The organism is Bacillus sp. FJAT-29790 (assembly GCF_019039215.1).
Taxonomy (GTDB): domain Bacteria; phylum Bacillota; class Bacilli; order Bacillales; family Cytobacillaceae; genus Cytobacillus.
The window spans coordinates 64,571-85,871 of sequence record NZ_JAHNZZ010000001.1 but is presented as its reverse complement, the minus strand read 5'-3'; the positions used below and the strand labels follow the sequence as shown (position 1 = coordinate 85,871).

Here is a 21,301-nt window from a genome sequence, read left to right as displayed (position 1 = left end):
CTATAAAAGCAACAAACTTTACGAAAACAGCCTAAATGAAAAAGCCCTTCTCAATCGGAGAGGGCCAATCCTTCTACATAATTTCTGAAAGAAGTGCTTTTTGGACATGTAGTCTGTTTCCAGCCTGTTGGAAAACGGCAGAATTCGAACCATCAATGACCCCTGCAGTTACTTCTTCCCCCCTATGGGCTGGCAAACAATGCAGGAATACGAAGTCATTTTTTGCCTTTTGGACTAAATCTTCATTCACTTGAAATTTGTTAAAAGCTTTAAGTCTTTGCTCATTTTCTTCTTCCTGTCCCATGCTAGTCCAGACATCTGTATATATGGCATCCGCATTCTTAACCGCTTCGACCGCATCGTTGGACACTGTAACTGAGGATCCGCTTTCGGCTGCAAATTCCTTTGCCATTTTAACGATCGATTTTTCAGGTTCATAACCTGATGGACAGGCAATCGTAAAATTGACTCCCATTTTTGTAGCTCCAATCATTAATGAATGTGCCACATTGTTTCCATCGCCTACATAAACGAGTTTTTGCCCTTTCAAATTTCCCTTTTGCTCCTGTATCGTTAAAAGATCAGCAAGTGCCTGGCAAGGATGATAAAGATCCGTTAATCCATTGATAACTGGGATGGTTGCATGCCATGCAAGCTCTTCAATTTTCTTATGGGAAAAAGTACGGATCATAATCGCATCGACATAATGGGAAAGTACCTTCGCTGTATCAGCAATTGACTCGCCTCTACCAAGTTGAAGATCTTGACTATTTAAGTATAAGGCACTCCCGCCCAACTGCAGCATCCCAGCCTCAAAGGATACTCTTGTGCGTGTCGACGATTTTTCAAAGATCATTCCAAGTATTTTTCCTTTTAATGGTGCTGGGTTTTTTCCAAGCAGAGAAGCATTTTTTAGCTCCTTTGCTTTCAGTAACAAGCCTTCTATAACCTCTGGTGAAAAATCAGCGAGGCGTAAGAAATCTTCCCCTTTAATATTTAATTTCTGTTCTGCCGTTTGAATCGAAATCATTTTGCTCCACTCCCTCTTTAAGTTATTCAAAAAGGTTCGAAAATAAGTTTATATGTCCTTTTTGACATTATTTTTGTATTGGTATAGTCGTTAATTCCATTTCAGCATTTGTATATTTATATAATTATATTCATTTTTATGCAATTGTGTGTAAAAGAATACAGCCTAAACGGCTGTTTCGGAAATATTCATCATTACGGTTTGAATAATTTTTACTGCTTCATCTATTTCATTGGTTGTAACGGTTAATGGCGGCAGCAGCCGTAGAACATTTGTACCTGCAGGAAGTGCTAACAAACCATGATCTCTTAACTGTTTCAATAAGGCAGGCAGGTCAATGCTTGTTTCAATCCCAATCATCATTCCAAGCTGCTTGATTTCTTTTACCACTGGCAAGGAAAGGAGATTATCAGCGATTTTCTCATAAATATAGCTGCTTTTTTCTTCTACACTGTCTAGAAACTTCTCTTGAAAAATCGTTTCCATCGTTGCATTAGCTGCAGCAATCGCTAGTGGGTTTCCGCCAAATGTCGATCCATGGCTTCCAGGCCCAAAGACCGTTTCCAAATGCTTTTTCCCTATTAAAGCCCCGATTGGCAATCCGTTTCCTAATCCTTTTGCTGAGGTAACAAGGTCAGGTGATAATTCAAAATGCTGAAATGCAAATGGTTTCCCTGTCCGTCCAATTCCTGTTTGGATTTCATCAATGATGAATAAAGCCCCATTTTCTTTACATAGCTGCTGAACTTCATTTAGAAATTCCTTGTTCCCAATATGAATGCCGCCTTCACCTTGAACGATTTCAAGCATGACTGCTGCCGTTTCCGTATCGATTTCCTGTTTAAGTGCCTCAACATCATTAAATGGAAGATAGATAAACTTTTCAAGCATCGGTCCATAACCCATTTTGATTTTATCCTGTCCCGTTGCTGACATTGTTGCAAAGGTGCGGCCATGAAAAGAGTTTTCGAATGTAATAATTTTCGTCCGACCTGTCGCTTTTCTTGCAAGCTTAATCGCAGCTTCGTTCGCCTCTGCTCCGCTATTTGCAAAAAACACGACATCCATACTTGCTGCCTTTGCCAGTTGTTTCGCAGCAACCTCCTGCTCTTCCTGGACGAATAAATTAGACACATGCCAGAAACGATTAAGCTGTTTACTGATTGCTTCTTGGACAACTTCCGGACGATGGCCAAGATTGCATACACCAATTCCTGAAGTGAAATCCAAGTATCTTTTTCCATCTTTACCGATTATCGTACTTCCTTTCGCTGAGTCAGGTTCAACCTCCCACCGCGCATAAGTCGGAAATAAAAAGCTCATCGTATAACCCTCTCTTTAGCGTAAATTTTTGTTCCGGTCCATCCTGATTTATCATAAAAATTATTCTTGCCAGAAACGATCATCACACTTTGGAGCCCTTTTCCGATTGCTGACGTAGCAGACGTGACCTTTGGAATCATTCCTCCAGTGATTTCGCCTTCAAGAATATTCTGTTCGATTTCATCTGTACTCAATTCAGCCCTCAATTTTCCGTCGATAATAATGCCATCCACATCCGTCACGAATATACAATGTTCAACATTGAGGGCAATTCCGATTGCCGCTGCGGCAAAATCAGCGTTAATATTCAGCTTGATTCCATTATCAGTAATGGCAATAGGCGTAATAACTGGTGTGTAATGTTCACGAAGCAGCATTGAAATCACATCTGTTTTCACATTCGTTATTTCACCGACAAAACCAAGCTTTTTCTTGTTAATAAATTCGCCTTGCAGGAAACGCCCATCACTGCCATTTAAGCCGAATGCCCTAATTCCATGCGACTCAAGCAATGCTGACAGTTTTCGGTTTGTTTTTCCAGCTAACACCATTTCCACAATCTCCATTGCTTCCGATGTCGTTTTCCGAAGACCATTATCAAACTCCTGTGGCACATTATAAAGGTCTAGCATTTTATTAATATCCGGTCCACCGCCATGCACGAATATTAGCTGATATCCTTCTTTCTCCAACTCTTTAAGACTATTAAAAAATGCTGGGGTCAATTCGTCTAGTACACTTCCGCCGCATTTAATCAACACACTTTTCAAATGAAACACCTCTTATGTTCGATAGCTCGCGTTAATCTTCACATAATCATATGATAAATCACAGCCCCAAGCTTTCCCTTTTCCGTTGCCTTGATACAGATCAACTACGATTTGAATTGTTTTTTTGCGTAAATACTCAGCTGCCTCTTCCTCTGAAAAAGGCTGTGGTTCACTGTTTTTCAGCATGGTAATCGGCCCAATTGCGATATCTACAGAATCTGGATTAATATTAGCCTGACTTTGTCCGATCGCGCCAATAATTCTCCCCCAGTTCGCATCTTCTCCGTAAATTGCCGTTTTTACCAGATTGGAACCGACAATTTGCTTCGCAACCATTCTCGCCTCAAGATCGGTTCCTGCACCTGATACATCTACCTCAATTAATTTCGTTGCTCCTTCGCCATCTTTCGCAATTTGTTTTGCAAGGCTTTCGCAGCTTTTTGCAAGTAATTGAAGAAAGACGTCCCAATCCGGGTGTTCTGGTGAGAGCGTATCGTTCTCGCTTTGTCCGTTAGCCATGACAAGCACCATATCATTTGTTGATGTGTCACCGTCAACCGTTATTTGATTGAAGGTCGTATCCGTTACTTTTCTTAGTGCTGTTTGGAGGTGTTTACTTTCAATATTGGCGTCTGTTGTGATAAAAGCAAGCATCGTCGCCATATTTGGATTGATCATACCTGATCCTTTTGCAGCACCGCCCATATAAACTGTTTTTCCGTTAATCTCTGCTGAGAAACAGCAGTGTTTCATAACTAAATCCGTTGTTAAAATAGCTGTTTGAAAGGCTTCTGCAAAATCATTCCCGTTTCCCGGCTCGAGCGATTGGATTCCTTCAGCAATCTTATCCATTGGTAAATATTCGCCAATCACACCTGTTGAAGCGACAGCAACGTGGCACTCCTGTAAACCAAATTTCTCTGCTGTCCATTTTCTCATTAGGTATGCATCCCTTAGCCCTTGCTCCCCTGTACAGGCATTTGCACATGCACTATTAACGACGAGGGCCTGAATGGATTCTTCTGCCGCTATACTTTCCTGTGTTACCTTTAAAGGGGCAGCTTGAAAATGGCTCGTCGTATAGACTGCTGCACAATTAGCAGGATTGTCACTTAAAATAATGCCTAAATCTTTTTTCGCGTATCTGAGACCTGCGTGCACACCGGCTGTTTTGTATCCTTTTGGAGTAATAATGCTTCCTCCTGTGACTTCCTTTACACTTGCTGATTGTGATAAAGCTTGCATTTCCTTTTCCTCCTTATGGATACAATGGGACAAAATCAAGACCTATATTTTCCTTCATCCCATACATAATATTAGCGTTTTGCACAGCCTGACCAGCTGCACCTTTCATTAAATTATCAATTACTGCCACAATCGTCAGTCTTCCCGTTCGAGGATCAGCATGCAAACCAATATCACAGTAATTAGAACCCGCCACTTCCTTGACTGATGGAAAATTATTTTCGGGGCGAATGCGGATAAATGGATGTCCGCTATACATCTCTTTGTATAACTCAAGCAATTGTCTCGTACTTTGCTCCGTTTCTAGCTGTACATAACTTGTTGTCATGATTCCTCTTGTAATCGGCAAAAGATGTGTAGTGAACGTGATTGGTTTTATATCGTTATTCCAATTTAGAAGCTGCTGTTCAATTTCCGGTGTATGCTGATGCTCATTTACTTTATAGACTCTGAAATTCTCATTTGCTTCTGAAAAGCTTGTGTTTCTAGTTAAAGATCTACCAGCTCCTGAAACACCTGACTTCGCATCAATAACGATACTTGAAGGATTGATAATGCCTGCCTTTACGACAGGGAGCAATCCTAGTAGCGATGCTGTTGGATAGCAGCCAGGGTTGGCAACAAGATTAGCGTCTTTGATTTTCTCATGATTCCATTCGGACAAACCGTATACGGCTTCTTCTACTAAGCCTGGCTGTGCCGGTTCTTGTTTATACCATTCCCGATACTTTTCCGCTGGGATTCTTAAATCACCTGAAAGATCAATGACCTTTATGTTTTTCCCAGCAAATTCACTAGCCAATTTTCCCGATATTCCAGATGGTGTCGCCAGAAAAACAATGTCTGATTGGTCAGCGATTTGATCTGCATCAATTTTTTGCAGCTTATTTTCAATAATTTCATATAAGTGAGGATATTCGTTCCATATTGGAATATCTTCTTTCGTTGAGTGTATGGATTGAATATCGAATTCAGGGTGTTGCTTTAATATACGAAGTAATTCCGCACCCCCATATCCTGTTGTGCCAATAATTGAAACTTTCATGGTTTCTTCTTCATCCTCTTTTTGTATATTTAATCAAAATATTTTATATTTATAAATTATTATTTCTTTTATTATAGAAAGGAATCCAAATAAAATCAACCATTTTTTCTTGAAGTTTTTAATCTTTACAATATAATAGTGGTATTAACTATATTGGCTGATTAGATTTGGCTGTTTTCGTAAACTTTGTATCTATTTAACCCAAAAGAGGTCTAGTTGATTTCCGCTCCAATCAACTTTATACAAAACCTATTTAAAAACAACAAACTTTTAGAAAACAGCCTAATGGAATAACTTGAAGGTTCGTTTCCAACGGACGAATACTACCGGAAAAGGTGGTTTTGATATGCAGTCCTTTACTGAAATTTCTCAGGATCTACAAGAATTATTGCTGACGGCTCATCATACAAAAAAAATGGAGAAAGGGACTTTTTTATTTCAAGAAGGAATGACCGCAAATGAACTTTTTATTGTTCAAAGCGGCATTATCCAAATTAGTAAAATCGTTCCTGATGGTCGTGAACTAACTTTAAGAATGTGCTCTAAAGGAGATTTAATCGGTGAGTTATCTCTATTCTGCCCATCGCCGAAATATATGCTGAATGCGAAGGTAGTTGAAAATGGAGAGGTAGCGATCATCTATAAGGATGAGCTTGAAGAAAGGCTGAATCAGGATCATAAGCTTACTCTCGAACTAATAAAATGGATCAGCCTTCAATACCGAAAAACGCAAACCAAATTTAGAGACCTTGTCCTCCATGGAAAAAAAGGGGCTTTATATTCGACATTAATCCGGCTTTCCAATAGCTATGGTGTGGAAGCGGAGCAAGGAATTATCATAAAAACACCATTAACAAACCAAGAGCTTGCCAATTTTTGCGGAACATCCCGTGAAGTTGTGAACAGAATGCTGGGCGAACTTCGCAAAAATGGCGCATTATCGATTGATAAGGGGATCATTACCATTCATGATCTAAACTATTTAAAAGTCGAAATTGATTGCGAAAATTGCCCAATCGATATTTGTAATATTGAATAGGCAGTTAGACTTATGAATAAGAAACAAAAAACGCTCGGATTTAATTTACTCCAAGCGTTTTTTTATGCATGCTGATCTTTATTATTGGTCGTTTAGTAAATTACAAATAGAATGATAATGAAGAAGAAGACAGCATTTATAATCTCGATAATTCCGATTTGCTTTGGCGTTAATGCCCTGCCATTAAAAGCGAATGCCCTTAGTAAGCTCGGAAGGAACGCAACAGCAATAAACCACTGCCCGAACATACCCCAAAGAATGACAACTGCTATATGGTAAATCCATGAAAACAACTTAAAGACTTGATTTCTTTTCTCACGAATCATTGTTTTTACATAAAAAGTGCTGCCCGTAAAGAATAAAACCGTTGTAATAAAAACAATAACAGCCGAAGAGTTAACTTCGCCGTTAGCCAAATAACTGCTCGCCAAACCGGCTATTGAAAAAGCCATTATGGCGCTAATATCATTCCCAAGTGCCCTCTCACGATTTTTCGATGAATAATAAACATTTATAATAAAAAATGGAAGCATAATCAAACCAAAAATAACAATGGATGGCCGTTCCCATAATGGGAATAGCAGTAATACAATAGCTGGAACGAGGTAAATGGTTGTCCATTTCGCATAATATTGTATTTTCTTCTTTTTAAATAATAGAAGCATTGGATATGTGGCTAAATATAAAAACAGCCAGCCTATGAAAAAAGGGATATGGAACCAAGTCAGTTCAGATGCAACAGCCCCGAGCCAGAATGGGATCAGCAGCATTGCCCATGCACCGTGCTGTTTCGGCAAACATAGCTTCAATTTTATACCTCCTTAAAGCATGCTAACTTTACTATAAACTCAACTTCATCCCCTATAAGTGAATCTCATCACAAACATAGAAAAAAACCGTCAACTTGTGACGGTTTTTCAACGAATCCCATTTATTTCGTTTTGCAAATAACTAACTATCCATTCATCCCCATTATTGTCATGGATTTCAAAAAACGGAATCGCGGAATACTCGCTTTGAATCGAACTTATTTCCTTGAAGGGATCCCAATATAAAACGGCTTTTATATTTTTCAACTTGGATAAAAGGTGTTGATCCTCTATATTTCTTAAAATCACTACTTTAGGATAATCCTTATGCTTATGGCCTTCAATAATAATAATATCAAGCTTCAATGGCATAAGAATCTCGATTTGTTCGTCAAGAGTCCAGCTGTTTTTCTCAAGCTGCAGCAATATCCTGCCTTCCCCTTCAACTAAAGATGCGAGCGCACCAGAAGAAATATGCTGCCCTGAATCTTTGTTTTCTATCATATCAGGCTTGCCACCATGTCCATGGTGCTTGATAGTGGCAACAGCAAAACCACTAGATGTTAGATGTTTAATAATTTTTTTGACAAGCGTCGTTTTTCCGCTGTTTTGGTAGCCAGCTACTTGAAAAACGATCGGTTTTCTTACCATGGCCACTCGCTTCCATCAAAATCCTCCAGCATTAACACATCTACTTCAGAACCAGCTTCGAAGCCTCGTGTCCCTCCCGGTAAAACCATTAATGCATTTGCACCCGCTAGGCTCATGACGATATTGGATTTATCCTTTCCGCTTGGGCCAACAACTAATCGGCCATCTGCTGCCGATAAAGTACTTCTCACAAAGCGTGTGAAAGGGTTTGCCTTTAAAAAATCCACTTCGAGTATCGCTTTTTCTTTGCGAAGATGCGGCTTCTCAGCAAATAGCATTCTTCGGATAATCGGGCGGGTAAAAAGTTCAAAACCGACATAGCATGCGGATGGATTTCCAGACAATCCAAATAATAGCTTCCCATTGAGTTGCGCAACGGTTGTCACACTTCCAGGGCGCATCGCAACCTTATTAAACAATACTTCAGCTTCCATCTTTTCATATATGGCCGGCAAATAATCGAAATCACCAACAGAAACGCCGCCTGTCGTAATGAGCATATCTACCTCACCAATGGCATTTTTCACTGCTTCATAGCAAGTTTCAAATTGATCTGGCAGTTTTCCGAAATAATGAACTTCAGCACCTGAACGCTCAATTTGGGCAGCAATCATGTAGGAATTACTATTCCTAATTTTCCCTGGTACTAAAGGGTCGTCAACATCCAAGAGCTCTGTTCCGGTTGCAAATAGGCCAATGATTGGTTTTTTTGCAACCGGAACACGTGCATAGCCAAATGTAGCGAGAATCGCCTGTATTCCGGGATTGATTTTTGTCCCTTTTTTGACGAGAACATCCCCTTGTTTAGCATCCTCGCCTCGAAAAGAGACATTATCGCCGGGATTATATGCACGCTTGATTGACATAAAGTTTTTCCCGTCTTTTTCAAATGCCTTTGCAAGTTCAAGCATAACAACAGCATCACACTCCTCCGGCATTTGGGCACCTGTCATGATTCGGACGGCCTGAAACGCACCTACTTGCTCTTTAGTTACCATGCCAGCACCAATATGATCCACTACTTCAAATTCGACCGGATTCGTTTGCGAAGCTGCTTTTGTATCGATCGTTCTTACAGCAAACCCATCATACGGTGAACGGTCAAAATGCGGAACATCATTTGTCGCAGTGATATCCTCAGCTAAATATCTTCCAAAGCTTTCATTTATCGAACAATATTCTGTCTCTCCCGCTATTTGATGCTTCATGATTCGTTGAACGGCTTCTCCAACCGGGATTGGTGTTCTTCTCTCTATCATAAAATATCAGCTCCTATTACCTTTATAATATATAAGTACATAATACCTTTCAACATGACAAACATCACAACACCCTTTCCCCTAAAAATATTTTCACAAAAAGACAAAAAGTGTGATGAGGGTCACCAGCCCATTTGAAAATATCCTTTATGCTTAGGATGTAAATAAGATAGAACCTTGAAGGAGGATATTCAAAAAATGAACATGCCCTTTTCTGAAACAACTTTAGTGAGAGATATTGTAAATGAGCAGCCAAAAACAAGTGATGTTTTTAAACGCTATCGAATAGATTTCTGCTGCGGAGGCAACACACCGCTAATTAATGCAGCCACTGAACAATCTGTCAATATGGAACAATTAATGGCAGACTTAAATGATATTTTTATTAAAAATGAAAAACAGAAGGATGATATGCAAGTTTGGACAGAAAGCTCATCTGCTGAAATTATTGAACATATTAAAGAGCACTACCATCGACCACTTTTAGAAGAGCTTGACCAATTAAGCCCTTATGTCACAAAGGTATCTAAAGTTCACGGGGGCCATCATCCAGAATTATTAAAGGTAAATGAGTTATTTTTCGAGTTTAAGAAGGAAATGATCGCACACTCAGCAAAAGAGGAAAAAACGGTATTCCCATTGCTGCTAAAATTAGAAGACCCATCTTTAGATAATCGTGAAGAGATCATCGAATATATTAAAGAGCTTGAAAAAGAACATGACCATGCAGGAGCACTTTTAAGTCAACTTAGAGATGCGACATCTAATTACTTGTTGCCGGCTGATGCTTGCGGAACTTACACGATTGTGTACAAACGCCTTGAATTGCTTGAAGGAGAGACTTTCATGCACGTACACTTAGAAAATAACATTTTATTTCCAAGATATATTTAAATGACAAAAACTGCGGCATACAAACATGCCGCAGCTTTTTTTTTTTTGAAGATATCCGTAATTAATGATTAACCGCCGATATAAGACATTTCGATTTTCTTCCGATTCTTTGCCGATTCTGCTGTTCGCTCATCTGAATAACGATCTTTTCTTCCAGACCATATGTCAGTTATACGCTTGGCAATTTCTTCGTCAGTAACACCTTGTCTCATAAATTCTTTTATATCATGCCCTTCACCATTAAAAAGGCAAGTAAAAATTTGTCCATTTGCAGACAGCCTTGACCTGGTGCAACTTGAGCAGAAAGACTCAGAAACAGATGGAATAAACCCAACATCGACATTTGTCCCTTCATATCGGTAACGCTTGGCGACTTCCCCATAATAATCCGGATCAACTGGATCTAAAAGATAATGTTCCTTAAGCAGTTCATATATTTCCTTTTTTGTGATGACATCATCCATTTTCCAGCCATTTGTGCTGCCAACATCCATAAACTCGATGAACCGAAGCTGCAGCCCCTGCTCTTTGCAAAACTTCGCCATCGGAATAATATCTGCATCGTTTAATCCTTTTTTTACAACCATATTGACCTTTACACCAAGTTCTGCATTTTGAGCAGCTTTAATCCCGTCTAGAACCGCTTGGACTCCAACTCCTCTGCCGTTAATTTTGCCGAAAAGCTCACTATCCAATGTATCCAGACTGACATTCACCCTTTGCAAACCGGCTGCCTTAAGGTCTGCCGCATATGTTGGCAGTAATACTCCATTCGTCGTTAAACCGATATCCTTTAACCCTTCAATAACTGAAATCTTTTTAACGAGAATCGGCAAATCCTTACGAAGCAACGGCTCACCGCCAGTTAGTCTAATCTTCTCCACTCCAAGGCTTACAAATATTTTCCCAAGACGTTCGATTTCTTCATAGGTCAATAATTCGCTTTTTGGTAAAAAGACAAAATCGGGTCCAAATATCTCAGCAGGCATACAATATTGACAGCGAAAATTACAGCGGTCTATGACAGAAATACGTAAATCCCTTAACGGTCTATTTAATTGATCTTTAATAATAGTTTTTTCCAATTTAGTCAACTCCATTAAGAGTGATCTCTTTTCCATTATTTTAACATAGGTTCATCAATAAACCTTTAAAAACAACAATCATTTAGAAAATAGCCTTGTTTTTTTTTTATGACTCTTTTCGCATATATTGTTGTTTTTAATCTTCAAAGTTTGCCCGTTGATTTCCGCTGCGGGCACTTGCTTTCCGCGGGGAGGGATGGGAGCCTCCTCGGGGTTACCACCTGTGGGGTCTCCCGCTCCCTCTATTTCCCGAAGGAGTCAAGTGCCCTCCGCTCCAATCAACTCAACTTGTTATATAAAATCACACTAAAAAGCAACAAAGTTTACGAAAACATTTTTATTCATTTACCTATTATTACACCATATAACTACGCATATGTTAATAACCATGTGAAAATATCATGATGTTGTCACTTTCCCCATTGTTCAAAAAGTCTTCACATTAATATTCTCCTGTAACCATAGGAAAAAGATTATAATTTCAAAAGAAGATAACCAGTTTCTTTTTAATAGTTTAAATATTTTTAATAAGGGTGAAATATCTATGCCTAACGTAATAAAACCTACTCATTCAATAAAAATTAAAGAGTTGCTTCGTTTTGAAGACCGTAGAATACAAACAGTAAGAGGATCCTTTCTTTTTAAAGAAGGAATGGAAGCAGACGAGCTTTATTTAGTTCTTTCAGGAAAGATACAAATTAGTAAAATCACGAAAGATGGGCGGGAACTTTCCTTAAGAATTTGTGGAGAAAATGACATTTGTGGTGAATTAACTTTATTTACAAGCTCTCCAAAATATTTATTAAGTGCCTTAGTCCTTGAAGAAGGTTTCGTTGTAGCTATTAAAAAGGATGTTTTAGAAAAAGAAATTTTTCAAAATAGTGCTTTAGCTTTTGAATTTATGAAATGGATGAGCGACCATTTTCGCAAAACGCAAACAAAGTTCCGTGATCTTGTTCTTAATGGCAAGAAAGGTGCCTTATTTTCGACACTTATTCGTATGACAAACAGCTATGGGAGTATGGTAAGTGACGGAATTCTAATTGACCTTCCCTTAACAAACCAGGAGCTGGCAAATTTTTGCGGTACATCTCGTGAGAGTACAAATAGGATCCTAAATGATTTAAAACGAGATAAGGTGATTTCTATCCGTAAAGGAAAAATCACCGTTCATGATTTGCAATTTTTAAAAGATGAAATCGGCTGTGAAGATTGCCCAGCTATATATTGCAATATTGATTAATATGATAGAAAAGTGCAGCTTATTGCTTTGCTGCACTTTCTTTTTAAGAAATATTAATTTACGTTGTTGCTTTCTTCCTTAATGCCTTTGGAATATACACACAGAATGGCTCGCTTTCCATATAGTCTCCTGTCATGGCAAAGGCACGGGAGCGGGATCCGCCGCAAACATATCTGAATTCGCAGACACCGCATTTGCCTTTATATTTATCCGGATTCCTTAAATCTTTAAATAACGGAGATTCTCTGTAAATTTCCCCGAGTGGTTGTTCTCTAATATTTCCTGCTTTCACAGGCAGCAAACCGCTTGGATAAACATCGCCAATATGTGAGATAAAGACAAAGCCATTCCCATCATTTACACCTTTTGGCGCTCTGCCAAGGCCATCAATGGAGCCTGTTAAGCCTTGCTGAGTTAGGGCATCTAAGTATTGAATATCTTCATTATTAGCTTTTGCTTCCTTCGTCTTTTGCTGAATGACTACACGTCGGTAATGCTGAGCAGCTGTTGTTTTAATATCAAAAGGAACTTTCTTACTTAATTCATATAGCCACGTGAACACTTTTTCATGTTCGACTGGTGAAATCATATCCGTTTCTTGCCCTCTTCCTGTTGGAACAAGGAAAAAGACACTCCAAAGAACACATTTCAGTCCTTCAACAACTTTTGCCATTTCGTCAAGATAATCAATATTGTAGCGAGAAATAACTGTATTGATTTGAACAGGAATTTCCAGTTCATGCAAATATTTTATCCGTTCCATCGTTAAATCAAAGGACCCCGATGTTCCCCGGAAATGGTCATGTACTTCTGCATTTGGACCATCAAGGCTAAAGGCCCAGCGGGATAATCCCACTTCTTTCGCTTTTTCAATCGCTTCTTTCGTTACGTTCGGGGTTGCACTTGGTGTAATGGACACACGGACACCTTTTTTGACTGCATACTCGGCAGTGTCAAAGACATCCTCCCTCATTAATGGGTCCCCACCGGTAAACACAAGCATCGGATTATTCATTTCATAAATTTGATCGATTAATTCTTTTCCTTCTTCAAAAGTTAACTCACGCGGATCCCTTTTATATTGAGCTTCTGCACGGCAATGCAAGCATTTTAACTGGCAGGCTCTTGTTAATTCCCAAATTACGATAAATGGATCTTTATTAAAATCTCGATTGAAAGCCATAAATATTCCCCTCCAGATTTCCTTGACTGTGTTTATAAAAAGGCTGTTTTCGCATATATCGTTGCTTTAGCCTACAAAATTTGCCCGTTGATTTCCGCTGCGGGCACTTGCTTTCCGCGGGGAGGGACGGGAGCCTCCTCGGCGTTACCGCCTCCGGGGTCTCCCGCTTCCCTCTATTTCCCGTAGGAGTCAAGTGCCCTCCGCTCCAATCAACTCAGATTTACTTGATAAATTTCACATTATAAAAGCAACAAACTTTTACGAAAATAGCCTATAAAAATAAAGCTGGTTTTATGTTTTAATTATTTTCTATGCACTAGTATTATAGGTGAATTTCTTTCGAAGATAAGTGAAGAATCTCACATTCGTGGGGAATAATTGTTGAGGAGGAGGTTAGTAATGGATGTAAAAAAATAAACAGCAGGTCTCCCTGCTGTTATGAAATGGTTAATATCTCGTATTTAGCTGCTAAATCAATGAAGTACGGCATACCGCTTATTTTTCCGGCGAACAATTTGTTTTCGACTTCATAATAATCAACACATGTTTTGCAGGCAAGCACCTCTACACCTTTTTCTTCAAGTTCCTTCAGATGAACAGAAACAAACGAATTTTCTGTTAAGGTGAAAACCCCGCTATTCATGCAAAATATCGCTTTAGGAAGTTCGTCTCTTTGTTTAAGTAAAGTAAAGAAAGTTTCAAGCACACCTTCCCCAAGCTCCTTGTCTCCTTTACCTAGCTGATCAGAGCTAACTAAAATTACCTTATTTTTCATTGATTGTTCTCCTTTTCATCGAATACCTAAGGCAATTTTTGCATATCTGGACATTTTATCCTTTGACCATGGCGGATTCCAAACAATATTCACTTCAGTTTCCTTTACTTCAGGAATATCTGTCATCGCACTTTTTACGTTTTCAACTATTGTGCCGGCCATTGGACAGCCCATTGAAGTTAAAGTCATATCTATGACTGCTTTTCCGTTTTCCTCCATTTTCACATCATAAACCAAGCCAAGATTGACAATATCGACACCAAGTTCAGGGTCAACAACTAGCTCAAGTGCACCCATAATGCTATCCTTTAAATCTTGATCCATTTTTCAACACTCCTTCATTTTTCTTAAGTATACCTGCTGCTATCATATCAAACATCTATATGAAAATGTATGATACAAATCATAGATAAGTCTCAAACCATTTTACGGTTTCAATAACACCTTTCGTACTAACTTTATGGCCAGCGTTTTCTTCTCCAATGAATTGAAGCTTTTCCGGTTCCTGATAATAAAGTGGTCTAATGGTTTCATAAAAATGATATGTATACGAGTAAGGGACAACTGTATCTTGCTTCCCATGCCAAAAAAGAAGTGGTTTATTTTCCAATTTTTCAGGCTGTAAGCTTAAATCAAGTTCTTTTAACTTCTCCATTAATTGAGCGATTTCATCCTCTTGAACTGGGATTTCCATTCCTTTCTTTCTCATTGCATCTATCTGTGAAAGAGCAAACTTTTCATAGTAGGGCATTCCCATTAAACTTGCTGCCGTTTTGACCCATTCGTATTTTGTAAGGGCCCCTAATGTGACAATGCCGCCCATGGATGTGCCAACAAGCCCAATTCTGGACGGATCGATTAATTTTTCTTCTTCGAACGAGTGCTTTAGGATTTCCAGCTCATCGATCGTGCGAATGACAATTTCCCAAAACTGAATGTTTAAGTCGTGCCCGGAAAGACCGTTATTTCTTTCACCATGATAAAGAGCCTCCGGAAGAATGACCCGAAATCCCTTTTCAGCCAATAAATAAGCGTAATGAAGGTTATGCTCCTTTGCACTTGTAAACCCATGTATAAAAATAATGAATGGAAGTTTTTCTCTTGATTTCTTTTGGTCTGCAATATGCAAAACAGGGATGTCCGTAATTTTTATATTTTCAATAATAACCAACTTAACGCCTCCTGAGTAAAGCAATCTTTATATTATGTAAAGTTTTGCGATTGAAGCAAGTTTGATTACAAAAGACTAATATATTTGTTAACATAGTGGTAATGAAATGAACACTTCTTATTTTTAGTGTAACATGCGAACTTTTTTTTTCTCAAACCTTTACACTTATATTTAGAAAAATATGTATAAAGAAGGTGTTATTATGGCAGAAAAACATTTAATTGCATTGGATCTCGATGGAACGTTATTAAAAGATGATAAAACCATTTCAATAAAAACAAAAAATGTGATTCAAAAGGCCCGTGAACAAGGCCATATCGTCATGATCGCAACTGGAAGGCCTTTTCGCTCAAGTGAGATATATTATAAAGAAATGAATTTGGATACCCCGATTGTCAATTTTAACGGGGCATTTGTGCACCATCCAAAGGATCATAAATGGGGTGTATACCATTCCCCACTAGAAGTTAATGTCGCGAAAGATATCGTAGAAGCCTGCAGCTCTTTTCAATTCCACAATATTATTGCTGAAGTGATCGATGATGTATATTTTCATTATCACGATGAAAAGCTTTTAGATATATTTGGATTTGGCGAACCAAATGTCACAACAGGAGATCTGCGAAATTTCTTGAAAGCTTCCCCAACGAGTTTGTTAATTCATACTGATGAGCAGCATGTCAAAACCATCCGGGATCACCTCTCGAATGTTCATGCTGAAGTAATTGACCACCGCAGCTGGGCTGCTCCATGGCATGTCATTGAAATCGTAAAATTTGGATTAAATAAAGCTGTTGGGCTGAAACGAGCAGCCGATTATTTCCAAATTCCGCCCGAGCGAATTATTGCCTTTGGGGATGAAGATAATGATCTTGAAATGCTCGAATATGCCGGTCGCGGTGTTGCAATGGGAAATGCGATTGATCAAGTAAAAACAGTTGCAAATGAACTCACGTTAACGAATGAAGAAGATGGTGTCGGCGTGTATTTAAATGATTTGTTGAACTTGAAATTATTTTAAATTATTGCTTCCCTAAAGATTCCGTTCTTTATTTTTCAAAAATTGTCCAAAATATTCCCCTTTTTAAAACTGCGGTTTGGAGAATACTAATTAACGAAGCAGCAGAATGCTGTTTCGTACAAACTTCATTTGGAGGGGATTCGAATGGGTAGACGTAATAAATCGAAACGCTTTGTGCAACAGGGTGTAGATTCTGTTACTAAGCATGCTGAACGTATCCCTTATCACATGACATACGCTGAGGCCGAGGCGCAAAAGATGGCCAATGTGAAAGAATCTTCTCTTGGAGGAATATAAATGGGTAACAGATTGTTTCAAGAGGCGAGACGTTCTGTGAATATGGCTAAAAATGCTGATCATGTAACGCAGCAAATGGCGATTTCTCAAGCAAAAAACGCTCTGAGTTCTGCCTATGCCAATTCGACAAGAGCAGAACAAGCGCAGCTCCAAGAAATGCAACAAGAACTGGATCAGTTAAGTTCAAATACTTCCGAATGACCGAAAAAGCTGGCACAAATTGTGTCAGCTTTTTGAGTTATTGGACTAGGATAACGGGAAAAGTATTGATCACCTTTCCATCATGGCTCCGCTCAAATAAATTTAGAATAAGCGTTCCATTTTGCGGCAGCTTCTCCCTCGGTATATTCACTTCAATCCTAAAGGGGGACCAATTTGGAAAGTTCAGCTTGGTATTTTCTTTTTTGACTGAAATTAATTCTTTATGGCCATCGTCCACAGTATAGAAGTATTCCCTATTTACTGGCCGTGTTTCTCCGGTTATGACATAACTCCCTTTTCCCCCAATTACTTTTACATTTCTAAATGCCGGATTTTCACTCGAACTATCAGTTATTTCAAATCCAAAGAATGATCGATCCTCTTCAGCTGCATTCAAATATTGCATAGGCAACAAACTCAATACTAAAACAAACGCAAAAATAACCCGAAGCATAATGAACCCTCCAGACTGTATTCAATCCTTGCGGAAGAAGCCAAAAACACCAACTGTTTGCACAATATTAGTAAAAGCTTGTGGATCTACTTCTTGAATTATTCTTTTGAGATCAAATAATTCGTAGCGTGTGATGACAATCATCATCATTTCTTTATCTTCATTCGAAAATGCCCCTTTTGCCGGAATCGTTGTAATCCCGCGAACCATTTTTTCATGAATCGCTTTTTTCATTTCTTCAGCCTTTTTCGTAATGATCATTGCAGTTAATTTAACATGTCTTGTATGAATCGCATCAATTACCCTCGTTGTCGCATATAACGCAACAATTGTGTACAATGCTTTTTCCCCGCCATACAATGCTCCGGCCGTAATAATGATAATTGAATTTAATGTAAAGAAATAGATGCCTACAGGCTTATCATTCATTCGAGAAAGGACCATGGCGATGATGTCCATCCCCCCTGTTGATGCTCCCCATTTCAACGTCATCCCCACTCCTACTGCCGCAATAACCCCGCCAAAGACAGCATTTAATAATATGTCATCAGAGAGTTGTGTAATCGGGATTACCTCCATAAAAAACGACATGGTAAATACGCTTATAAAACTATAAAGAGTAAATGATTTCCCCACCTTTTTCCATCCAAGAATTGCCACAGGAATATTTAATAAAAAAAGCAATATCCCTGTTGAGACATTCCCTCCGAAAACACTTGATAACAACTGTGCCGCTCCTGCAAATCCACTTGCATAAATATTAGCGGGGATTAGGAAGAAATTCATGGCAATTGCATTTAATAACGCACCAATTAGTACAACAATTATTTTTTTCGTTTCCAACCAAACCATATGAAACCTCCTGAGAGTTTTTTACTCTTTCCAAAATTGGCCTATTTTATTGTCTTTTCTTACTAATTTCTATAAACTTAAAGCATATATCGTTTGGAAAGCAGGTGAATATGAATGTCAGTAAAAATATTGGCTGACAGCGCGTGTGATTTGCCTTTAAGCTTTTTTGAAGAGAATGACGTCACACTTTTTCCATTAAAAGTCCATTTAAATGAGACCGAATATGAAGATCTTGTAACGATTGACCCTAAAACAGTATATCTAGCTATCCGAGAAGGCAAGATTCCTAAAACTTCTCAAGCTTCCCCACTTGCATTTGAAGAAGCATTTACAAAGATGGCGAAAAATAATGAAGATGGCATTTATATCGCATTTTCTTCCGAATTATCAGGTACATACCAAGCGGCTGTTATGATACGCAACCAAGTGAAAGAAACTTATCCTGATTTCAACTTAACGATCGTAGATACGAAATGTGCTTCACTCGGGTGCGGCCTAATTGTTAAAGAAGCCGTAAAACTTGCAAAGGAAAATATGTCCAAAGAAGATATCTTAAAGGATATTGAATTCCGCTGTCAACATATGGAGCATTTATTTACGGTACATGATCTTGATTACCTTGCAAAAGGCGGACGTGTTTCTAAAGCATCTGCATTTTTAGGCGGTTTGCTTAACATTAAGCCGCTCCTAAATGTAGAAGATGGAAAACTTGTTCCAATCGAAAAACTCCGCGGGAAAAAGAAACTCCTTCGCCGCATTATTGAATTAATGAAGGAAAGAGGCGAATCGCTGGACAGCCAGGTAATCGGCATCAGCCATGCGGACGATGAAGAAACAGCATTAGAAATGAAAGAGCTTATTGCGCAGGAATTAAACGCTAAAGATTTCTATATTTCTTCGATCGGATCAGCAATTGGGTCCCATACAGGATCAGGCACGATTGCGATATTCTTTTTAAATAAGGTGAACCCTTTATAAGTAAGTAACGAATGAAGCAATCGGTCACTCTCCGATTGCTTCATTTTCCATATCTAGCCTCTCACTTCTAGAATGTATACTCCTTTTCATTTTGACAGACAATAAAGTGCAGCAACTTTAATGAGCAAAATGAAAATCGAATTTTTATCAAAAAATGGAAAGGAGTATTTACATTATGCCCCATACTTCTGATAATGATAAAAAGGCAAAGGATAACAATGCCCTTCGCCATGAAAAAAATATGATGCGTGATAAAAACAGGAAAGCAGGGAAAAATCAATATTCTAAAAAGACGGATCATATTTAAAATAAACGAGCAAGCAGATGCTTGCTCATTTATTTTTCCTGCTTTATATACGTCCATCCCTCTTCCTGATAAACCTTTCCATCTTTCATTAAACGGCCAAGCGCACGCTTAAATGAGGCTTTGCTTAGCTTGAAACGCTCTTGTATGTCCTCTGGCGCACTTTTATCCCCATAAGGCATTGCACCGTTACGGGAAGCTAAATAGGTCAGAATGATTTCTGAATCCTCATCAAGTGCCTCCTGCTTTCTCGGTGTTAATGAAACGTTGATTGTCCCGTCCTCTTTGACATCAATAATCCGGCCTTCCACTTTTTCACCAATCCGCGGTTCGGTTTTTCGTTGTGATTCATGGATAAAACCTTTATATCCCTCTGCTGTATAGATCCAGCTGCCGACTTTCGCCGTACGATATATATGGCCATGAATATTTTTATTGAAATCTTCCCTTGTTGCTTTCACAGAAATTTCTTCAATTATAGGGTCAGTGGCTACCTTTACATATATACGATCATTTCTGTTGACTCTAAGCGTAATATACAGCATATCCCCCTTTTTAGGCCAAACAGATTGATGCACGGGCAGATCTTCTTCTCCGAGCAGCATGTCCTTATTTATGCCAATATACATAAAGACACCAATTCCCGGCTTCACATCACAAACCTGTGCCCAGCCATACGTTTCCGTTGTTACCTCAGGAATCGTCGTTGTCGCTGCAATCCTTCCCCTTGAATCTATGTATAGAAAAGCCTCAATTTCCTGTCCTTCTTCCAATTCCAAATCCGTATCATTTTTGTGTAAAAGCACATCTTCATTGCCATCCGATAAAAAGTGGCCAAATTCAGCCTGTCTCTCAACCGTCAACTTAACCGAACGACCAATAAATTCATTTAAAGCCATATAAAATCCTCCTTCATCCAAATAACTGCAGTCTTCCAATTATATAAATTTCATTAATGTCACCTAAAGTTGTTTAGCCTGCTATATTTTACTATAATTAATTAATAAAGTGAAACTTCTTTTCTAAAGGCGTTCTTTGCAATGTGCTTTTTAGAAAAGAACTGAAGTATAAGGAGGCAGCTATCCATGTCGAAAGAAAGCTCATTTGATATTGTATCCAAAGTAGATTTTTCCGAGGTAACAAATGCGATTAATATTGCCATGAAGGAAATTCAAACCCGCTACGACTTTAAAGGCAGCAAAAGTAATGTCACCCTTGATAAAGAGGAGCTCGTCCTAATATCCGATGATGAGTACAAGCTCGGCCAGCTGAAAGACGTCTTATTTAGCAAAATGATTAAGCGTGGCATCCCAATTAAAAATCTAGATTATGGAAAGCTTGAAGGTGCTTCCGGCGGGACCGTTCGCCAAAGAGCGAAAATTGCTCAAGGAATTGATAAAGACAACGCAAAAAAAATTAATACGCTTATTAAAAATAGCGGATTAAAAGTGAAAAGTCAGGTTCAAGATGATCAAGTCCGAGTGACTGGAAAGAACCGCGATGATCTGCAACAAATCATTGCCGCCGTAAAAGAAGCAGACTTAACCGTTGATGTACAATTTGTGAATTATCGTTAATATGAAAAAAGAACGGAAATTAGTCCGTTCTTTTTTTGATTTAATAATCCACGGGCTTTCACTCCATACTAGGAAAGTGATTAATTATCCTTTCT

The 21,301-nt window shown here is 38.7% G+C and carries 25 protein-coding genes; 9 read left to right on the top strand and 16 right to left on the bottom strand.

Annotated elements, in window-relative coordinates:
• Nucleotides 1-73: 73 nt before the first annotated feature.
• The 5 genes from argF to argC all read right to left on the bottom strand — a co-directional run bounded on the left by argF (nt 74) and on the right by argC (nt 5,413).
• On the bottom strand, nt 74-1,030 hold the full coding sequence (gene argF / locus BGM26_RS00415; protein WP_217037765.1) for an ornithine carbamoyltransferase: 957 nt from the start codon (nt 1,028-1,030) through the stop codon (nt 74-76).
• A 165-nt stretch (nt 1,031-1,195) separates the two neighbouring features.
• Nucleotides 1,196-2,353, bottom strand: a complete 1,158-nt coding sequence (locus BGM26_RS00410) for an acetylornithine transaminase (protein WP_217037764.1) — start codon at nt 2,351-2,353, stop codon at nt 1,196-1,198.
• The gene (gene argB / locus BGM26_RS00405) at nt 2,350-3,114 is read right to left on the bottom strand and encodes an acetylglutamate kinase (protein ID WP_367949312.1); all 765 of its coding nucleotides are present in this window, start codon (nt 3,112-3,114) and stop codon (nt 2,350-2,352) included. The genes BGM26_RS00410 and argB overlap by 4 nt, the downstream gene beginning before the upstream one ends.
• Nucleotides 3,115-3,135: 21 nt before the next feature.
• Entirely contained in the window at nt 3,136-4,368 is a 1,233-nt protein-coding gene (argJ, locus tag BGM26_RS00400) for a bifunctional ornithine acetyltransferase/N-acetylglutamate synthase (RefSeq protein ID WP_217037762.1), read from the bottom strand.
• A 13-nt stretch (nt 4,369-4,381) separates the two neighbouring features.
• Complete coding sequence (gene argC / locus BGM26_RS00395; RefSeq protein WP_217037761.1) at nt 4,382-5,413, bottom strand: N-acetyl-gamma-glutamyl-phosphate reductase; 1,032 nt, start codon at nt 5,411-5,413, stop codon at nt 4,382-4,384.
• 346 nt (nt 5,414-5,759) lie between these two features.
• On the opposite strand from argC, the gene BGM26_RS00390 reads away from it, so the two are divergent.
• On the top strand, nt 5,760-6,452 hold the full coding sequence (locus BGM26_RS00390; RefSeq protein WP_217037760.1) for a Crp/Fnr family transcriptional regulator: 693 nt from the start codon (nt 5,760-5,762) through the stop codon (nt 6,450-6,452).
• A 92-nt stretch (nt 6,453-6,544) separates the two neighbouring features.
• Here BGM26_RS00390 and BGM26_RS00385 read toward each other — a convergent pair whose 3' ends face one another.
• The 3 genes from BGM26_RS00385 to BGM26_RS00375 form a co-directional block, all read right to left on the bottom strand.
• Nucleotides 6,545-7,261, bottom strand: a complete 717-nt coding sequence (locus BGM26_RS00385; protein ID WP_217037759.1) for a YwiC-like family protein — start codon at nt 7,259-7,261, stop codon at nt 6,545-6,547.
• A 108-nt stretch (nt 7,262-7,369) separates the two neighbouring features.
• Entirely contained in the window at nt 7,370-7,912 is a 543-nt protein-coding gene (mobB, locus tag BGM26_RS00380) for a molybdopterin-guanine dinucleotide biosynthesis protein B (RefSeq protein ID WP_217037758.1), read from the bottom strand.
• On the bottom strand, nt 7,906-9,171 hold the full coding sequence (locus BGM26_RS00375; protein ID WP_217037757.1) for a molybdopterin molybdotransferase MoeA: 1,266 nt from the start codon (nt 9,169-9,171) through the stop codon (nt 7,906-7,908). The genes mobB and BGM26_RS00375 overlap by 7 nt, the downstream gene beginning before the upstream one ends.
• Before the next feature lie 198 nt (nt 9,172-9,369).
• Between BGM26_RS00375 and ric the strand changes: the two genes are divergently transcribed.
• Nucleotides 9,370-10,065, top strand: coding sequence for an iron-sulfur cluster repair di-iron protein (gene ric / locus BGM26_RS00370; RefSeq protein WP_217037756.1), 696 nt, complete (start codon nt 9,370-9,372; stop codon nt 10,063-10,065).
• Between the two features lie 68 nt (nt 10,066-10,133).
• Here the strand turns inward: ric and moaA are convergent, their stop codons facing one another.
• Nucleotides 10,134-11,165, bottom strand: coding sequence for a GTP 3',8-cyclase MoaA (moaA, locus tag BGM26_RS00365; RefSeq protein ID WP_217037755.1), 1,032 nt, complete (start codon nt 11,163-11,165; stop codon nt 10,134-10,136).
• A gap of 529 nt (nt 11,166-11,694) precedes the next feature.
• Between moaA and BGM26_RS00360 the strand changes: the two genes are divergently transcribed.
• Nucleotides 11,695-12,393: a Crp/Fnr family transcriptional regulator gene (locus BGM26_RS00360; RefSeq protein WP_217037754.1), complete on the top strand. Its 699-nt coding sequence runs from the start codon at nt 11,695-11,697 to the stop codon at nt 12,391-12,393.
• A gap of 58 nt (nt 12,394-12,451) precedes the next feature.
• Here BGM26_RS00360 and BGM26_RS00355 read toward each other — a convergent pair whose 3' ends face one another.
• From BGM26_RS00355 to BGM26_RS00340, 4 genes are all read right to left on the bottom strand, one after another.
• On the bottom strand, nt 12,452-13,576 hold the full coding sequence (locus BGM26_RS00355; protein ID WP_217037753.1) for a TIGR04053 family radical SAM/SPASM domain-containing protein: 1,125 nt from the start codon (nt 13,574-13,576) through the stop codon (nt 12,452-12,454).
• A 436-nt stretch (nt 13,577-14,012) separates the two neighbouring features.
• Complete coding sequence (locus tag BGM26_RS00350; protein ID WP_217037752.1) at nt 14,013-14,351, bottom strand: DsrE family protein; 339 nt, start codon at nt 14,349-14,351, stop codon at nt 14,013-14,015.
• 15 nt (nt 14,352-14,366) lie between these two features.
• Complete coding sequence (locus BGM26_RS00345; RefSeq protein ID WP_217037751.1) at nt 14,367-14,675, bottom strand: metal-sulfur cluster assembly factor; 309 nt, start codon at nt 14,673-14,675, stop codon at nt 14,367-14,369.
• A gap of 79 nt (nt 14,676-14,754) precedes the next feature.
• Nucleotides 14,755-15,522: a prolyl oligopeptidase family serine peptidase gene (locus tag BGM26_RS00340; protein ID WP_217037750.1), complete on the bottom strand. Its 768-nt coding sequence runs from the start codon at nt 15,520-15,522 to the stop codon at nt 14,755-14,757.
• A gap of 202 nt (nt 15,523-15,724) precedes the next feature.
• Between BGM26_RS00340 and BGM26_RS00335 the strand changes: the two genes are divergently transcribed.
• The 3 genes from BGM26_RS00335 (at nt 15,725) to BGM26_RS00325 (ending at nt 17,041) form a co-directional block, all read left to right on the top strand.
• Entirely contained in the window at nt 15,725-16,543 is an 819-nt protein-coding gene (locus BGM26_RS00335; protein WP_254118872.1) for a Cof-type HAD-IIB family hydrolase, read from the top strand.
• A 144-nt stretch (nt 16,544-16,687) separates the two neighbouring features.
• The gene (locus BGM26_RS00330; RefSeq protein WP_217037749.1) at nt 16,688-16,840 is read left to right on the top strand and encodes a hypothetical protein; all 153 of its coding nucleotides are present in this window, start codon (nt 16,688-16,690) and stop codon (nt 16,838-16,840) included.
• The gene (locus BGM26_RS00325) at nt 16,841-17,041 is read left to right on the top strand and encodes a DUF3813 domain-containing protein (RefSeq protein ID WP_217037748.1); all 201 of its coding nucleotides are present in this window, start codon (nt 16,841-16,843) and stop codon (nt 17,039-17,041) included.
• Nucleotides 17,042-17,078: 37 nt separating this feature from the next.
• On the opposite strand, the gene BGM26_RS00320 is transcribed toward BGM26_RS00325, so the two are convergent.
• Nucleotides 17,079-17,495 (bottom strand): intracellular proteinase inhibitor, encoded by a 417-nt coding sequence (locus BGM26_RS00320; protein ID WP_217037747.1) that lies wholly within the window; start codon nt 17,493-17,495, stop codon nt 17,079-17,081.
• Nucleotides 17,496-17,516: 21 nt separating this feature from the next.
• Nucleotides 17,517-18,347 (bottom strand): YitT family protein, encoded by an 831-nt coding sequence (locus BGM26_RS00315; protein WP_217037746.1) that lies wholly within the window; start codon nt 18,345-18,347, stop codon nt 17,517-17,519.
• A gap of 114 nt (nt 18,348-18,461) precedes the next feature.
• On the opposite strand from BGM26_RS00315, the gene BGM26_RS00310 reads away from it, so the two are divergent.
• Both BGM26_RS00310 and BGM26_RS00305 read left to right on the top strand, forming a co-directional pair.
• Nucleotides 18,462-19,325: a DegV family protein gene (locus BGM26_RS00310; protein ID WP_217037745.1), complete on the top strand. Its 864-nt coding sequence runs from the start codon at nt 18,462-18,464 to the stop codon at nt 19,323-19,325.
• Nucleotides 19,326-19,500: 175 nt separating this feature from the next.
• Entirely contained in the window at nt 19,501-19,632 is a 132-nt protein-coding gene (locus BGM26_RS00305; protein ID WP_217037744.1) for a DUF3941 domain-containing protein, read from the top strand.
• A 29-nt stretch (nt 19,633-19,661) separates the two neighbouring features.
• Here the strand turns inward: BGM26_RS00305 and BGM26_RS00300 are convergent, their stop codons facing one another.
• On the bottom strand, nt 19,662-20,528 hold the full coding sequence (locus BGM26_RS00300) for a CvfB family protein (protein ID WP_217037743.1): 867 nt from the start codon (nt 20,526-20,528) through the stop codon (nt 19,662-19,664).
• 186 nt (nt 20,529-20,714) lie between these two features.
• On the opposite strand from BGM26_RS00300, the gene BGM26_RS00295 reads away from it, so the two are divergent.
• The gene (locus BGM26_RS00295) at nt 20,715-21,206 is read left to right on the top strand and encodes a YajQ family cyclic di-GMP-binding protein (protein ID WP_217037742.1); all 492 of its coding nucleotides are present in this window, start codon (nt 20,715-20,717) and stop codon (nt 21,204-21,206) included.
• Nucleotides 21,207-21,301: the final 95 nt, after the last annotated feature.

Coding starts and splice junctions, on each gene's coding strand:
- BGM26_RS00375 (WP_217037757.1), bottom strand. CDS start 9,171: ATGATAGAGAGAAGAACACCAATCCCGGTTGGAGAAGCCGTTCAACGA.
- BGM26_RS00310 (WP_217037745.1), top strand. CDS start 18,462: ATGTCAGTAAAAATATTGGCTGACAGCGCGTGTGATTTGCCTTTAAGC.
- moaA (WP_217037755.1), bottom strand. CDS start 11,165: ATGGAGTTGACTAAATTGGAAAAAACTATTATTAAAGATCAATTAAAT.
- BGM26_RS00360 (WP_217037754.1), top strand. CDS start 11,695: ATGCCTAACGTAATAAAACCTACTCATTCAATAAAAATTAAAGAGTTG.
- BGM26_RS00350 (WP_217037752.1), bottom strand. CDS start 14,351: ATGAAAAATAAGGTAATTTTAGTTAGCTCTGATCAGCTAGGTAAAGGA.
- argF (WP_217037765.1), bottom strand. CDS start 1,030: ATGATTTCGATTCAAACGGCAGAACAGAAATTAAATATTAAAGGGGAA.
- BGM26_RS00315 (WP_217037746.1), bottom strand. CDS start 18,347: ATGGTTTGGTTGGAAACGAAAAAAATAATTGTTGTACTAATTGGTGCG.
- argJ (WP_217037762.1), bottom strand. CDS start 4,368: ATGCAAGCTTTATCACAATCAGCAAGTGTAAAGGAAGTCACAGGAGGA.
- BGM26_RS00320 (WP_217037747.1), bottom strand. CDS start 17,495: ATGCTTCGGGTTATTTTTGCGTTTGTTTTAGTATTGAGTTTGTTGCCT.
- BGM26_RS00390 (WP_217037760.1), top strand. CDS start 5,760: ATGCAGTCCTTTACTGAAATTTCTCAGGATCTACAAGAATTATTGCTG.
- BGM26_RS00325 (WP_217037748.1), top strand. CDS start 16,841: ATGGGTAACAGATTGTTTCAAGAGGCGAGACGTTCTGTGAATATGGCT.
- BGM26_RS00330 (WP_217037749.1), top strand. CDS start 16,688: ATGGGTAGACGTAATAAATCGAAACGCTTTGTGCAACAGGGTGTAGAT.
- BGM26_RS00355 (WP_217037753.1), bottom strand. CDS start 13,576: ATGGCTTTCAATCGAGATTTTAATAAAGATCCATTTATCGTAATTTGG.
- BGM26_RS00335 (WP_254118872.1), top strand. CDS start 15,725: ATGGCAGAAAAACATTTAATTGCATTGGATCTCGATGGAACGTTATTA.
- BGM26_RS00410 (WP_217037764.1), bottom strand. CDS start 2,353: ATGAGCTTTTTATTTCCGACTTATGCGCGGTGGGAGGTTGAACCTGAC.
- mobB (WP_217037758.1), bottom strand. CDS start 7,912: ATGGTAAGAAAACCGATCGTTTTTCAAGTAGCTGGCTACCAAAACAGC.
- BGM26_RS00300 (WP_217037743.1), bottom strand. CDS start 20,528: ATGGCTTTAAATGAATTTATTGGTCGTTCGGTTAAGTTGACGGTTGAG.
- BGM26_RS00305 (WP_217037744.1), top strand. CDS start 19,501: ATGCCCCATACTTCTGATAATGATAAAAAGGCAAAGGATAACAATGCC.
- BGM26_RS00295 (WP_217037742.1), top strand. CDS start 20,715: ATGTCGAAAGAAAGCTCATTTGATATTGTATCCAAAGTAGATTTTTCC.
- ric (WP_217037756.1), top strand. CDS start 9,370: ATGAACATGCCCTTTTCTGAAACAACTTTAGTGAGAGATATTGTAAAT.
- BGM26_RS00345 (WP_217037751.1), bottom strand. CDS start 14,675: ATGGATCAAGATTTAAAGGATAGCATTATGGGTGCACTTGAGCTAGTT.
- argC (WP_217037761.1), bottom strand. CDS start 5,413: ATGAAAGTTTCAATTATTGGCACAACAGGATATGGGGGTGCGGAATTA.